A 15,089-nucleotide genomic window follows, 5' to 3' on the forward strand; every position below is an offset into this window, starting at 1 on the left:
GCATAGGCCGGAATTGCAGCAAATGTTGGCCGGAACCCCGCCTCCGGCCAGCTTATCTCACGCCTCGGATTCCATCCGGGAGGGCGGCGGCACCACAAGATTTGGATTGGCGAGCACACTTGCAACGGGGGCCACGAGCGACCAGATCACGCCAGCCTCCGTAGTCTGGAAAGTCGCCGTCCCGCCAAAGATCTCCGACGACAGTCGCGTCAGCACAACGGTGCCGAAGCCGCCGGAAAGATGCGACGAGTCCGGTTCGGCTGCGATGCCTGCGGAATTTTCTTCCCACCGAAGCACAAAGCTCTGTCCGTAAGGCTCGATATTCTCGACACCCCATTGCACATTGATATGGCCTCGGGCCGCACCAAGGACGCCATACTTCACCGAGTTCGTGGTGAGCTCGTGGAGCGCGATGCCGAGATGCTGGACGGCTGCCGGAACGACCGTCACCAGCGGACCGGAAATGCTCACCAGGTCTTCGTGCGAGACGACGTTCAGCTGCGCCATCAGCAGGTCTGCAACGCTGGCGCCATGCCAGTCAGCGGCCACCAGAAGATCATGGGAGCTGGCAAGCGCCATAACCCGCTGCCGCACCTTCTGTGCAAACTCCTGGGTAGAGCCGGTCCGCCGCGAGGTCTCGTTGATGATCGAGAGGATCACCGCGTATTGGTTCTTCACGCGATGGTTCACCTCGCGCAACAGCATGCGGATGCGCTGCTCGTTCTCCTGAGCCGCAGAAATGTCGCGCGCGATCTTGGAGGCGCCGACGATCTTGCCGCTCACATCCTTGATCGGCGAAATGGTGAGGGATACCGGCACAAGGCTCCCATCCTTGCGCACGCGCACGGTCTGGAAGGTCTCGACACGCTCGCCAAGCTTGATCCGCGCGAGGATGTTGGCTTCCTCATCATAGCGGTTCGGCGGGATCAGCATGAGCACCGGCTTGCCGATAGCTTCCTCGGCGGAATAGCCGAAAAGCTGCTCGGCAGCCGCGTTCCAGGTGCGGATTATGCCGTTCAGGTCCTTGCTGACGATGGCGTCAAAGGAGGAGTCAACGATAGCCGACAGCCGCGCGTCTGCAACAGCCGCCAAAGGAAAGTCATTCTGGTCAGTCACAAGGCCCTCACCTCAATCGCACACCACAAAACTGAACTAGGCGTAAAACGTTCCACGGCAACCAAAATGATTGTTGTCGCGACGGCTCCCAACTGCACAATTAGCGGTATCCTGCGCCGAAGACATGATGGCACTACCCAACATCAAGCCCCAAGTACAGCCATCCGGGGTGTATTATAGGTCCCGTCTTGGCTTATGCGCAACTTATGGTTGTTTTGACTGATGTGCATTATGGATGTTGCGGATCACCCCGAGCACCCTTGCGCTTACGCGGGAGTGATCACTGCAGCCGGACGTTACGCGTGCTGTGGGACGTTGACGCCGCATCGCAGCCTGCTATAAGCCGACTCCACTTGCAGCGGTTACGGCCCACGTCACAAGAGTCGTGGTAATCGAACCGACTGACTGGAGGGATGGCCGAGCGGTTTAAGGCACCGGTCTTGAAAACCGGCGTGGCAGTGATGTCACCGTGGGTTCGAATCCCACTCCCTCCGCCACTTTGGCAACTCTCAAAACATAGGCGCTATCGCCTGTTGAACAGGCTCATCAATGGCGCGAGCTTGCCCTGAACGAGAGCCGGTCGGCAGAGGCCGAATTTGCCGAGAAAGCCGATAACGCACTCGCAGACCTCAACCGACAGATCCATCATTTCGGCAGTCGAAGCGTTGCGGATCGCATCCATTGGTGCCTGGACATAGCCACGCTTGATGGCGGATTGACCGAGACAGCTGGCTGCCCGGGTCTGCATGTCGGCCTTGTCCCGGTTGTTCCAGAGGAACCGCGCAAAGTTTCCAGCCGTCCGCAGACAGTCGTCCCGTCCCGCGCAAGCGGTGCGTGCAGCGCTCGAGAGTTGCTGGACCATGGAACTGAGCGGACCGCTCTGCTCGGCCGGGGGATCGGGAAACGGCGACGGTGGATCCGGGAAGATTGTGGTCGGATCTTCCTCAACTGTAACGGGCGGAGCGACCTGTGGCTCCTCAGTGCCCGGTGGGAGTTCGAGAAACTCTTCGCTTGATGGCGACGGTGGATCCGGGAAGATTGTCGTCGCATCTTCTTCAACTGCGACTGGTGGAGCGACCTGCGGCTCCTCAGTGGCCGGCGGGAGTTCGAGCAACTCTTCCACTGATGGCGACGGTTGCTCATCTTTGGCAGTTGGTCCATTCGGGACCTGCTGATGCTCTATGGTACTTGCAGGGACATCATCTGCGATGGCGGAAGTCACCAGAACAACCGAGGCGATCCCGGCAAGCAGTATTCTCATCAAGCGTCCCGTCCAAACACTGGCAACTGAAGATTTGGCCACCTTACCGGCCGAATGCGGCAATGTCGGGATGGCGCGGCTCGCCCAGGTTGGATGAATCAGCGCTAAACCTGATCGCCATCACAAAAGGCGCCGGATCTAAAGCATTTCGTTCGGCTGATCCCATCCAGTGCGAGTTACGGGATTGATGCGGCCCGCAGGCTCCCTATTGCTCGCCCAGCCGAAGATGTTGTCCCCACACCGAACAAGAACGTTCGAGAAGAAAAAAGGCGCCGTAGAACCAGCGCCTTTCCAGAAGATATTCGCGCAAATCTTCAGCCTTAGAACGGGATCTCGTCGTCCATGTCGCGGCCGAAACCGCCACCGCCGCCGCCGCCACCCATGTTGTCCATTGGGGCTGACTGGCCGAAGTCGGAGCCGCGGTTGCTGCCACCACCGTAGCCGACCTGGCCGCCGCCGCCCTCACCGCGCGAATCGAGCATCTGCAGTTCGCCACGGAATTTCTGCAGCACGATTTCCGTCGTGTAGCGGTCGTTGCCGTTCTGGTCCTGCCACTTGCGCGTCTGCAGCTGACCTTCGACGTAGACCTTGGCGCCCTTCTTCAGGTACTGCTCGGCAACCTTTGCCAGGTTCTCGTTGAAGATGACGACCGAGTGCCATTCCGTCCGGTCACGGCGCTCACCCGAGCTACGGTCGCGCCAGCTTTCCGACGTCGCAATCCGCAGGTTCACCACCGGCTCACCCGAATTCAAACGGCGTACCTCCGGGTCCGCACCCAGGTTGCCGACCAGAATAACCTTGTTCACGCTGCCCGCCATGGCAAAACTCCATTCAACTACGTTGGCGAGAGACAGCTGCAAGGATAACGATCCGCAGCCACCCGTCTCATTCATGTGCCCATTCTATTTGAACAGCACGAAACTTGCGCGCCTCAACCGGCAATCCGCCGAGCCGTCCACAGTTCATTTGGTTCTTCATTTGTTCTAATGCAATTTTTGATCCTGTTCAACTGTCCGTTGAAATTTTCCCTTGTGTAGTCACAGTTTCTGCTGTTGAGAGGATGCAGCTGGGCCCACCCAGGCAATGCGCGGGCATACCTGCACTGGCGGGGACCAGCTTGGGAGTGCCACCCGGCGCGAATTCCGATGGCCAATTCGGAGCCATGCGGGCCCCGGACGTCTCGTCCATGTACTCCCACGTATCGATACCGTCGCCTGCTCGTCGTCGAACAGGAATGAGGTAAGCGCCGTGCTCGGCTGGTTTTGCCGACCCCGGTGATGCCTGAGGGCGCGAAATGAGCCCCTCTTCTTGCTGCTCACAATCGAACGCCCCGTTGCCATCAATGGCAAACGGGGCCGCTACGACATTTCACGATGAATCTTCCGAATTCGAGTTCGGATCTCTAAAGGGCAGCCTGAAGCTTGCCCAGCATATTTTCCAGCGATGTAGGTGATCAACCGGCCCGTTGCTGGTCGTGGTGCAGATGCACCTTTGCAACTTCGCCCCTGCCTCGGTTAACCGTGGCAGCAGAAGAGCAATTCAGCCCGTTTACCGGCTGTGGCTCCACTCTTCGGTGGAGCCGGACGATTGGTCGGGTGGATTCATGCCTCCCTCCGTGTTCGTTGCTCCTAACCATTCGCTCAGATTGAACTGAACTATGGTGGATTGATTCTGCGTCCATTGGCCGCCGCCGTCAACCCCCTAATGTCGCAAATGTCAGGAGAGCGTTCGTTCTTTGTTCTTTTTGCTTGCGCTGGCAGGAAAAAGGCACCAAAAGATAAGCGCAACCTGGATTAGGGTGCGGCCAGCTGCCGCCGGGCGTCGACATTTCGCGTCGAGTTCCTACATGACGCTGATGTCGCTCGAACGCGGCTTTCTGCACGGACACTGACTGTCACCGATTAGAGTAGAGCGGCCCTAGAAGCATGCCCGAACATAAATTCATTTCCATACGTGGCGCCCGCGAACACAACCTGAAGAATATCGATCTTGACCTGCCACGGGAAAAGCTGATCGTGATGACGGGACTGTCCGGTTCGGGCAAGTCTTCGCTGGCCTTCGACACCATCTATGCCGAGGGGCAGCGGCGGTACGTGGAAAGCCTGTCGGCCTATGCGCGCCAGTTCCTGGAGATGATGCAGAAGCCGGACGTCGACCAGATTGACGGCCTGTCCCCCGCCATTTCGATCGAGCAGAAGACGACGTCGAAGAACCCGCGCTCGACGGTCGGCACCGTCACGGAAATCTACGACTACATGCGCCTTTTATTCGCGCGCGTGGGTGTGCCCTATTCGCCGGCCACGGGCCTGCCGATCGAGAGCCAGACGGTCAGCCAGATGGTCGATCGCATCCTGGCGCTCGAAGAAGGCACGCGCCTCTATATCGTCGCGCCTATCGTGATCGGTCGCAAAGGCGAGTACCGCAAGGAATTCGCCGAGCTGCAGAAGAAGGGTTTCCAGCGCGTCAAGGTGGACGGGCAGTTCTACGAGATCGCCGATGTGCCCACGCTCGACAAGAAGCTGTCGCATTATATCGACGTGGTCGTGGACCGCATCGTCGTGCGGCCCGACATTGCGACGCGCCTTGCGGACTCCGTCGAGACGGCGCTGAGGCTCACCGATGGTCTCTGCGCGGCGGAATATGCCGATCGCCCGCTCCCGGCGGAGGTGCTTGCGCAGCCAAACCGCTCGAAGAACGAGACGCACGAGCGGCTGATCTTCTCGGAAAAGTTCGCCTGCCCGGTCTCCGGCTTCACCATTCCCGAGATCGAGCCGCGGCTCTTCTCCTTCAACAATCCCGCCGGCGCCTGCCCCACCTGCGATGGCCTCGGCAGCCAGAGCGCGATCAATCCGGACCTCATCGTTCCGGACGAGAACGCCATCCTGCGCGAAGGCGCGATTGCGCCATGGGCCAAATCGACCTCGCCTTATTACCTGCAGACGCTGGAAGCGCTCGGCCGCGAATATGGCTTCAAGGTCAGCAACCGCTGGAAGGAGCTTCCGGAGAACGCGCAGAAGGCAATCCTCTACGGAACTGGCGCCAAGCAGATCGCCTTCGACTATGACGATGGTGTGCGGAGCTACCGTGCCACCAAACCGTTCGAAGGCGTGGTGAACAACCTCCAGCGCCGCTGGAAGGAAACGGATTCGGCCTGGGCGCGCGAGGAGATCGAGCGTTACATGTCGGCCTACCCCTGCCCCACCTGTAAGGGTTACCGCCTGAAGCCCGAAGCGCTTGCCGTCAAGATTGACATGCTGCACATCAGCGAAGTGACGGAGATGTCGATCCGCAAGGCGAGCGACTGGTTTTCCGCGCTGCCCGCCAAGCTCAATGACAAGCAGAACGAGATAGCTGTTCGCATCCTGAAGGAGATCCGCGAGCGTCTTTCGTTCCTGGTTGATGTGGGTCTCGATTACCTCACCCTGTCGCGCGGGTCCGGCACGCTGTCCGGCGGCGAGAGCCAGCGTATCCGCCTCGCCTCGCAGATCGGTTCGGGCCTCACCGGCGTGCTCTATGTGCTGGACGAACCCTCGATCGGCCTCCATCAGCGCGACAACGAGCGGCTGCTCGCGACGCTGCGTCACCTGCGCGATCTTGGCAATACGGTCATCGTCGTCGAGCACGATGAGGATGCGGTTGCCACGGCGGATTATGTGGTGGACATCGGCCCAGCGGCTGGCATTCACGGTGGCCAGGTCATGGCAAAGGGCACCCCTGCCGAAATCATGGCCAACCCCAACTCGATCACCGGCAAGTATCTGACTGGCGAACTGGCCATTCCCATGCCGAAGGAACGCCGCGAGATTTCGCCGAAGCGGCGGATTCGCGTGGTCGGCGCTCGTGGCAACAACCTGAAAAACGTCACCGCTGATATCCCGCTCGGCACTTTCACCAGTGTGACGGGCGTCTCTGGCGGCGGCAAGTCGACCTTCCTGATCGAGACACTGTTCAAGGCCGCCTCGCGCCGCATCATGGGCTCGCGCGACCATCCTGCCGAACATGACCGCATCGAAGGACTGGAGTTCATCGACAAGGTCATCGACATCGATCAGTCGCCGATCGGGCGCACACCGCGATCGAACCCGGCGACCTACACGGGGGCCTTTACGCCCATCCGCGATTGGTTTGCCGGACTGCCGGAAGCCAAGGCGCGCGGGTATCAGCCCGGCCGCTTCTCGTTCAATATCAAGGGCGGACGGTGCGAAGCATGCCAGGGCGATGGCGTCATCAAGATCGAGATGCACTTCCTGCCCGACGTTTACGTCACCTGCGACGTCTGCAAGGGCAAGCGCTACAACCGCGAGACGCTGGAAGTTACCTTCAAGGGCAAGTCCATCGCAGATGTGCTGGAGATGACGGTCGAGGAAGGCGTGGATTTCTTCTCCGCCGTTCCCTCCGTCCGCGACAAGCTCGTGACGCTGTCGCGCGTTGGTCTCGGTTATATCAAGATCGGCCAGCAGGCGACGACGCTTTCCGGCGGCGAGGCGCAGCGCGTGAAACTCGCCAAGGAGCTGTCGCGCAGGGCGACCGGACGAACGCTCTACATCCTCGATGAGCCCACGACTGGCCTGCATTTCCATGATGTAGCCAAGCTTCTTGAAGTTCTGCATGAACTTGTGGATCAGGGAAATACGGTGGTCGTGATCGAGCATAACCTTGAGGTCATCAAGACATCGGACTGGGTCCTGGACCTTGGACCGGAAGGTGGCGATGGCGGTGGTGAGCTGGTCGTCGCAGGCTCCATCGAGGAGGTGATGGCCGAGCCGCGCAGCTATACGGGCCAGTTCCTGAAGGAGCTGCTGGACCGTCGGCCCGTGAGCCGGAGGATGCAAGACGCGGCGGAGTAGTTCCGTCCCGCTGCTACAGCAATTGCCGGGTATCCGCGAACCGGCGGACACGGGACGGCAATAGCGACGGCCAGGAGCATTTCAGCGTTGTGACGTAAGGCTGTAGTGTTCCAGGGAGGAGCTGCCCTAAGCGGCATCAGGGATGAAGCTGGGCGGTGATCGCCCGGCTTCACAGGATGACGCCCCCGTGGGAGTGCGGGTGAGGTTCCAAAGCATTGAGGAGGTGCAGACATGGCAGCAGCGGGCACAATCCGGGCCGGTATCGGCGGATGGACCTTCGAGCCCTGGGAAGGCACCTTCTATCCGGACGATCTCCCGAAGAAGCGCCAGCTGGAATATGCGTCCCGTCAACTTCCCACCATAGAGATCAACGGGACCTACTATCGCGGCCAGAAGCCGGAAACCTTCGCCCAATGGGCGGCAGCGGCCCCGGAAGGCTTCGTGTTCTCGGTAAAGGGCAACCGCTTCGTCACCAATCGCAAGATCCTGGGCGAGGCAGGCGAGTCCATGGAGCGCTTCTTCTCCACTGGCGTCACGGAGCTGGGGCCAAAGCTCGGGCCCATCGTATGGCAGTTTGCACCCACAAAGAAGTTCGAGCCGGAAGATTTCGAGGCTTTCCTCAAACTCCTGCCCACCCGCTGGGCGGGTGTGAAGCTGCGCCAGGTGCTTGAGGTGCGTCACGCCAGCTTCGTCGCACCCGATTTCGCGGCATTGGCCCGCAAGTATGGCACGGCGATCTGCTATGCCCATCACGAGGTCTATCCGGAGATCGCCGACGTGACGGCGGATTTCGTCTACGCGCGCCTGCAGCGCGGGAATGACGACATCCCCACGGCCTATCCTTCCGCCGAGATAGCCGAATGGGCCGACCGCGCGGCGACCTGGGCCAAGGGTGGCGTGCCGAAGGATCTTCCGCTCGCCGACGAAGCCGCAAAGGTCGAAGCCGTGCCGCGCGACGTGTTTGTCTATTTCATACACGAAGGCAAGGTGCGCGCGCCGCAGGCGGCGCAGGCCTTCATGCAGTCTTTGTCATGAGAGCGATCTGGATCTTGTTCAGCACGACGCGGGCGGCAAGATCGCCTGATGGCACGGGCGTCGAAAGCGCGTCGGCTACATGCGAAAATCCCTGACGCTGGCTCAAACGCGTCGGCGTCTCGTTCCACAGCCGGGGCAGCAGACGGGCCAGCATTTCCGGGTTGATGTACTGGTTGAAATATTCCGGAACCACAGGCCAACCAGCGATGAGATTGGGCAGCGACGCAGTCCAGACCTTGAGCAGGTAAGGCGCCAGCATGCGCACCAGGAAATCCACCTTGTAGACCGAGATGAAGGGCACGCGCGCAAGCGCGAGTTCAAGCGCGACCGTGCCGGAACAGGCAAGGGCTGCATCGGCAGAGGCAAATGCCTTCCACTTTGCCTCTTCGCCAAGAATGATTTCCGGCTGAATTGGCCAGTTCGCCGTGGCCTCGCGCACCAGGCCCTCCACATGCGGAACGGTGGGGAGCAAAAGTTCGAACTTGTGACCGGCAGACTTGAGGCGCTTCACGGTTTCCCCGAAGACGGGCATCAGGCGGGTCACCTCTCCGCGTCGCGAACCCGGCAGCAGCAGCAGGCGCTTCACCTCGCCCCGGCGCGCGCCGCCGAGCTGGCTGAGCGCCGATTCCCGGATCGATGGATCGTTCGCGAGGCGATGGCCGACGAACGTTCCCTCGGGTCCGCCAAGCCGATCGAGCTCGGTCGGTTCGAACGGCAGAAGGCACAGGATGTGGTCGACATAGGGCCGCATGTCGATGGCCCGGCCCGACCGCCACGCCCACACGCTTGGGCACACGTAGTGGATCGTCGGGATGTCGGGCGCAAGCGCCCTCACCTTCTTGGCGACGCGCAAACCGAAGTCCGGGCTGTCGACGGTGATGAGACAGTCGGGCTTTTCTGCTGCGATCGTCTTCGCCGTCTTGCGGATGCGCCACATAAGACGCGGCAGGTCGCGCAGCACGGCAGAGAAACCCATGATGGCGATTTGGGAGGCATCAAACAGCGAGCGCAGGCCCATTTCTTCCAATCTGCGGCCGCCGACGCCGATCAGCTCCACCTGCCGGCCCGATTGGCGCGCAAGCGCCCGCACCAGGTCGGCGGCCAGAATATCGCCTGACTCCTCACCCGAAACGATAGCCACACGCAGTGGCGGCATCTGGCTCATCGCTCGCGACCTTCCTCATACCCAAGTAAAAAGAGACCAAGTTCATTGGCGAGTCGAACTGTTTCGCCAGTCTCCAAGATAAAGCTGCGTCCGGCCTCCACTGCAATACCCGCGAGACCGGCGGCGTGAGCGTCAACCACGGTTCGCCGTCCGATCGAAGGCAGGTCCGCACGCGATTCCTGCCCCGGCTTGGCGCATTTTACCAGAACGCCACGCTTCTTCCCTGCGAGCCTTCCATGTGAGCGAAGGTCCTTCATTCGCTCGAGGAGACCGTCCGTTCCCTCGATTCCTTCAAGAGCAACCACTCTGCCGCCAACGGCAATGGCGGCCTGTCCGATGTCGAGACGACCGATGGCGCGTGCAGCTTCCAGCGCGGCCGAAATATCCTTTTCGTCCGCAGCGGTAGGCTTGGCGCGTGTCATCACCTGGTCGGGGGCCAGCAGTTCCGGCGCAACCTCATGGGCGCCCACGACGATGATGCCGTGCGATTCCACCCAGCCGATCAACGTGGACAGCAGGTCGTCGTCACCGCGCGCGTAAGCCCACAGAAGCTTCGGCAGAAACAAGAGCACCTTCGGGCGGATCCGCAGACTGGTAAGCGGTGGTCTGCGGCGAATGCCACCGGCCATCACGAGATGCGTAACGCCCTCGCGCTTCAGCCTCGGCATCAGCAGCCCGACATGCTCAAGTTTCACCGGGAGCAGATCGTAGCGATCAGGTGCGGGATCGAACGTGGCTTCACCCTCGATCGCCACCACGAGCGGCCGCCTGGCGCTTGCCTGCAAGGCATCGACAACACTGTGCGGAAGCATGCCGCTACCGGCGATGATGGCGACCTTGGCCTCAGGCCCCAGATGATGAAACGACGCCTTATTCGTCGACGCCGTCATCCCCATTTATCCCGCTGGAGCCGCGCTTGGGCACTGTAAACAGCCGATGCTCACGCGCCGCCAGAAAATTGACGATATCCATCACTTCCGGGGCTTCTGAAAAGGCCTCACGCACGATAGGGATGTTCTCCGCCAACGGACGTTGCGGGTCGAACAGCATCTTGTAGGCCTTGCGGATCGCGAAAATCTGCGCCCGCGCCATGCCTGAACGCTTCATGCCGACGACATTCAGGCCGCGCAGCCGGGCTCTGTCGCCCTGCGCCATGCCGAAGGGAATAACGTCTCCTGCAACAGCCGCGCAGCCGCCAATAAATGCATGGTGGCCGATACGCACGAATTGATGCACCGCTGCAGCACCCGAAACGATCGCGCCGTTGCCAACTTCGACATGCCCGCCCAGCACGGAGTTGTTCGCCATGGTGACATTGTCGCCAATGTCGCAGTCATGCGCGACATGGGTCTGCACCATGAACAGGCAATTGTTGCCGATGGTGGTCTTGCCGCGGCTCGTGTCAGTGCCGCAATGCATCGTCACGCCCTCGCGGATGATGTTGCCGCTGCCGATCTCCAGCGTCGTGCGTCCGCCCTTGTGCTTGAAGTTCTGCGGCGCGCCGCCAAGCACGGCATTCGGGTAGACCTGGGATCCGGCGCCGAGACGCGTGCCATCAAGAATCGTCACATGACCGATGAGCTCGACATCATCCCCCAGAACCACATCCGCCGTAACATGGCAGAACGGTCCGATACGCACACCGCTGCCAAGCTCCGCGCCCTTGTCTACAATTGCACTGGGATGAATAAGGGTCATGCAGCTGCCGTTTCTGGCTCTTCTTTCGGTGTCATCAGTGCCGAGATTACCGCTTCGGCAACCTTGGCGCCATCAACTATCGCTTCACATTCAAATTTCCAGATACCGCTGCGCTGCTTGAGCTTCTTCACGTGCAGCTCGAGCCGGTCACCCGGCAGCACCGGCTTGCGGAACTTGGCGCCATCGATGGTCATGAAATACACGACCGAAGGGGTGTTCGCGCCGGCATTGTTGATGCAGATCGCACCTGCCGTCTGCGCCATGGCCTCGATGATGAGCACGCCAGGCATCACAGGCTTCTCGGGAAAATGGCCCTGGAAGTGCGGCTCGTTGATCGTCACATTCTTAATGCCGATGGCCGAGTTGTCACCATCGATCTCGATGATCTTATCAACCAGCAGAAACGGGTAGCGGTGCGGCAGCAACCGCAACAACTTGGCAATATCGACACTGTCCAACGCCTTGGGCGCTTCCTCTACCATCGCTTCTATTTTCCTTTCCGATTTCTTTCGACGAGGCTGCGCAATGCTGCGATCTCGCGAAATGCCTGCCGCATGGGTTGGGCCGGCAAACCTGCCCAACGCTCTCCAGCGGGAATGTCGTTCATGACGCCGCTGCCTGCTGCGAGCTGCGCCTTGTCACCAATGGTGATGTGGTCGGCAATACCGACGCGCCCACCCATCATCACCATATCGCCCACGGTCACTGAACCGGAGATACCGCAATGGCCTGCGATGACCACAGAGCGGCCGATCTTTACGTTGTGAGCGACCTGCACAAGATTGTCGATCTTGCTGCCTTCACCAATGACGGTGTCCGTCAACGCACCGCGATCGATGGTCGTGTTCGCGCCGATCTCGACGTCGTTCTGGATAACCACACGGCCGATCTGCGGGTTCTTCATAAGCCCTGTCGGACCCGGTAGGAAGCCAAAACCATCCTGGCCGATCTGTGCGCCGGGATGAATGATCACCCGATCCCCCAGCATGGCGAACTGGATGGTGCACTGGGAGCCGATGAAGCAGTCGCGGCCGATGGTACAGCCATCGGCAATGACTGCATTCGGTCCAATGACGGTGCCCTGCCCTATGGTAACGTTCCTGCCGATAACAGCGCCGGCCTCGATGATCACGCCATCTTCGAGGGTTACACCCTCGCAGATGACGGCGCGTGGAGAAACGCCCGTCTCACCCGTGATAGGCTGCGGGCGCGTGCCACTCGGAAACAGCAGGCGCGCAATCTGAGCAAACGCATGCTGCGGACGTTCTGAAACCAGAACGGCCACCCCTTTCGGAACGTCCTTGACGCTATCGGGATCACAAATGACGGCTGCCGCACGAACCGTGCTCAGCAGGGAAGCGTTGCGCTTGCCATCAACGAAAACGAGGGAGTCTTCCCCTCCCTCGGAAGCAGCCGCGAGTCGATGGATCGGCAATCCGCTCTTCGACTCGTCCAGCAGCCTGGCACCTGTCAGCGTCGCGATTTCGCCCAGTTCAAGGCGTCGCGAGGGAACAAAGAACTTGGGTTCCGTCATGGTGCCAATCATCCGAACCGTCCGGGCCATAAGGCCCGGAGGGTTAATTCAGCTCTAGAACCGGGTCGAGATACCGAAGTTCCAATGCTGGATGCGGTCGGTATCTTCCTTGACGACCGGCTCGGCATAGTCAACGCGCAGCGGACCGAAGGGCGAAGCCCAGATCAAGCTGGCGCCAACCGATGCGCGCCATTTCATACCGGTGCCATCAACTAGATTGCTAGTGTAGTCGTTGCCGTAGAGCGTTGCTGCATCGGCAAAGACTGCACCGCGCAGGCCGATGCTTTCAGGCAGAACCGGGATCGGGAACTGAGCCTCAACCGTGCCGTGGAAGTAGGTCTTGCCACCGAGGTAATCGCGGTTGTTGGTACCGTCAACAGTTTCGAAAGGTCCGATACCGTTGTACTTGAAGCCGCGGATGATGCGGTCGTTGCTGTTGAAGTGGTCGAAGATGCGCAGCGGCTCATCACCCCAGGCGGAGACGTGACCGCCACCAACCGTGACCAAACCGACGACATCCAGATCTTCCGACAGCGTCTTGTAGTAGTTGCCGCGGCCAGTGACCTTCACGTACTTCGCGTCGCCGCCCAGACCGGCAAACTCGACCGAGGCCGTCGCGTAGATACCGTCACGCGGGTTCTTCGTGTCGTCGATCGTGTTGTAGACGAGACCTGTGGAAATCGACGAACGGGTCCAGGTGCCCTGCTCGAGCGCCTGTCTGACCGCGCTGGACAGATTGGCATCGGCAGCAACCTGCTCGTACTTTTCCTGCGAGTAGTTGTAGGCGAACTGCGCCGTCAGGTCTTCCGTGATCGGCAGACCGAAGCGAACCGTACCACCCGTCGTCTCGCGATCGAAGATGTGGTCGTTGTTCGAGTTGTTCACCTTTCGCGTGTTGCGATAGATGTCGAACCCGGCTGCGACGCGGTAGCCAAGGAAATACGGCTCCGTGAAGGACAGCATGAAGTCACGCGAGTCCTTCCCGCCCGATGCGGACAAGCGGATGGCCTGACCACGACCGAGGAAGTTGCGCTCGCTGATCGAGCCTTCCAGCGAGAAGCCGCCGCCACTGCTCGACGTCTGGCCGGTGGAGTAGCCGGCGCCGATCGAGAACTCACCCGTAGACTGCTCGACGACATCAACAACCAGCACCACCTGATCAGGCTGCGAGCCCGGCACGGTGGAGATGTTGATGGTCTGGAAGAAGCCGAGGGCATCCAGGCGGCGCTTGGCGCGCGAAACCATGACCTGGTTGAAGGCATCGCCTTCGCTCACGTCAAACTCACGACGAATGACATAGTCACGCGTACGGTTGTTGCCGCGGATCTCGATGCGCTCGATGTAGGCGCGAACGCCCTCGTCCACCGAGTAGACGACGGAGATCGTGCGGTTCTCGAAGTCGCGGTTGCCGCGTGGCGTCACTTCGGCAAAGGCATAGCCGCTGCCAGCAAGACGCTCGGTCAGACCGATGACAGACGCCTCAACATCCTTGGCGCGGTAGGTGCTGCCGGAGCGCGTCTTCAGCGAGGAGTTGAGCGCGCTGATATCGAGGCCCGGAACGGACGATTCGATGCTGACGTCAGAGAACGTGTAGCGCTGGCCTTCATCAACGGTGAAGACGATCGTGTACTTGTTGTCGACGAGCGTGGCCGAGGCATCAAGCACGCGGAAGTCCGCATAGCCCTGGTTGAAGTAGAAGCGGCGGAGCGCTTCCTCGTCGGCGCGAATGCGATTCTCGTCATAGACGTCGTTGCGGGACAGCCACGAAAGGATGTTCGATTCCTTCGTGTTGATAACTTCACGCAGACGGCGGTCGCTGAACGCCTGGTTGCCTTCGAAGTTGATGTCCGCGATCTTGGTGCGGTCGCCTTCCTGAACGGTGTAGACGACGTTTACGCGTCCACCTTCAAGCTCCTGCACGCTGGCGCTGACGGTCGCATCGTCGCGACCGATCCGGCGATAGGCTTCGCGGATTGCCTCGGCATCAGCATCCATCGCTTCACGCGAGAAGGCGCTGCGCGGAGCAAGCTGGACAGCCTGCGCGAGGTTTGCGTCCTTGATCTTCTTGTTGCCCTGGAACAGGACCTGGTTGACGATCGTATTTTCGATCACCGTCACAACCAGGGTGCTGCCGGACTGCCGGACGGAAACGTCGGCGAAGAGACCGGTCGCGATCAGGCGCTTTACCGCATCATCAAGATCCGACTGGTTGAAGTTCTGGCCAGGGCGAATGCCAAGCTGTCCGCGCACTGAGTCGGCGTCGACACGGCGGTTCCCCCTCACCTCGATGCGGCTCACCGAAGCGGCTTCGGCCTGACCGACCATCGTCATCTGTGCGGTGGTCGCTCCAGCAATAACAAAGCTGGTGGTGATCGCTACCGCCGAAACAGCGGACCTAAATCTTGAAGCTGCCTTCATTGGGCCTTTAAACCT

The 15,089-nt window shown here is 60.6% G+C and carries 11 protein-coding genes and 1 tRNA gene; 3 read left to right on the forward strand and 9 right to left on the reverse strand.

The genetic code is table 11. From position 1 onward, the window contains the following. Positions 1-57: 57 nt before the first annotated feature. Positions 58-1,116 carry a sensor histidine kinase gene (locus IEX27_RS02250; protein ID WP_188719295.1) on the reverse strand — a complete coding sequence of 353 codons (1,059 nt, stop codon included), beginning with the start codon at positions 1,114-1,116 and terminating at the stop codon, positions 58-60. A gap of 407 nt (positions 1,117-1,523) precedes the next feature. On the opposite strand from IEX27_RS02250, the gene IEX27_RS02255 reads away from it, so the two are divergent. Then, positions 1,524-1,613, forward strand: a tRNA-Ser gene (locus IEX27_RS02255). Positions 1,614-1,639: 26 nt separating this feature from the next. Here the strand turns inward: IEX27_RS02255 and IEX27_RS02260 are convergent. Next, the gene (locus IEX27_RS02260) at positions 1,640-2,377 is read right to left on the reverse strand and encodes a hypothetical protein (RefSeq protein ID WP_188719296.1); all 738 of its coding nucleotides are present in this window, start codon (positions 2,375-2,377) and stop codon (positions 1,640-1,642) included. Between the two features lie 320 nt (positions 2,378-2,697). Beyond that, the gene (locus IEX27_RS02265) at positions 2,698-3,195 is read right to left on the reverse strand and encodes a single-stranded DNA-binding protein (protein ID WP_188719297.1); all 498 of its coding nucleotides are present in this window, start codon (positions 3,193-3,195) and stop codon (positions 2,698-2,700) included. A gap of 1,107 nt (positions 3,196-4,302) precedes the next feature. Between IEX27_RS02265 and uvrA the strand changes: the two genes are divergently transcribed. Beyond that, entirely contained in the window at positions 4,303-7,224 is a 2,922-nt protein-coding gene (gene uvrA, locus IEX27_RS02270) for an excinuclease ABC subunit UvrA (RefSeq protein ID WP_188719298.1), read from the forward strand. Between the two features lie 231 nt (positions 7,225-7,455). Next, on the forward strand, positions 7,456-8,259 hold the full coding sequence (locus IEX27_RS02275; protein WP_188719299.1) for a DUF72 domain-containing protein: 804 nt from the start codon (positions 7,456-7,458) through the stop codon (positions 8,257-8,259). Here the strand turns inward: IEX27_RS02275 and lpxB are convergent. From lpxB to bamA, 6 genes are read right to left on the reverse strand one after another with little or no spacing between them, the layout of a single operon-like run. After that, positions 8,240-9,424, reverse strand: a complete 1,185-nt coding sequence (gene lpxB / locus IEX27_RS02280; RefSeq protein ID WP_188719300.1) for a lipid-A-disaccharide synthase — start codon at positions 9,422-9,424, stop codon at positions 8,240-8,242. The genes IEX27_RS02275 and lpxB overlap by 20 nt on opposite strands. Further along, a complete protein-coding gene (locus tag IEX27_RS02285) occupies positions 9,421-10,314 on the reverse strand; it encodes an LpxI family protein (RefSeq protein WP_188719301.1) in 894 nt (297 codons plus the stop codon). The genes lpxB and IEX27_RS02285 overlap by 4 nt, the downstream gene beginning before the upstream one ends. Further along, positions 10,295-11,122, reverse strand: a complete 828-nt coding sequence (lpxA, locus tag IEX27_RS02290) for an acyl-ACP--UDP-N-acetylglucosamine O-acyltransferase (protein ID WP_188719302.1) — start codon at positions 11,120-11,122, stop codon at positions 10,295-10,297. The genes IEX27_RS02285 and lpxA overlap by 20 nt, the downstream gene beginning before the upstream one ends. Beyond that, a complete protein-coding gene (gene fabZ, locus IEX27_RS02295; protein ID WP_188719303.1) occupies positions 11,119-11,604 on the reverse strand; it encodes a 3-hydroxyacyl-ACP dehydratase FabZ in 486 nt (161 codons plus the stop codon). The genes lpxA and fabZ overlap by 4 nt, the downstream gene beginning before the upstream one ends. A 5-nt stretch (positions 11,605-11,609) precedes the next feature. Beyond that, positions 11,610-12,656, reverse strand: a complete 1,047-nt coding sequence (lpxD, locus tag IEX27_RS02300) for a UDP-3-O-(3-hydroxymyristoyl)glucosamine N-acyltransferase (protein ID WP_188719304.1) — start codon at positions 12,654-12,656, stop codon at positions 11,610-11,612. Between the two features lie 54 nt (positions 12,657-12,710). Beyond that, positions 12,711-15,074, reverse strand: a complete 2,364-nt coding sequence (bamA, locus tag IEX27_RS02305; protein WP_188719305.1) for an outer membrane protein assembly factor BamA — start codon at positions 15,072-15,074, stop codon at positions 12,711-12,713. Positions 15,075-15,089 lie beyond the last annotated feature (15 nt).

The organism is Nitratireductor aestuarii (assembly GCF_014641695.1).
Classification (GTDB): domain Bacteria; phylum Pseudomonadota; class Alphaproteobacteria; order Rhizobiales; family Rhizobiaceae; genus Chelativorans; species Chelativorans aestuarii.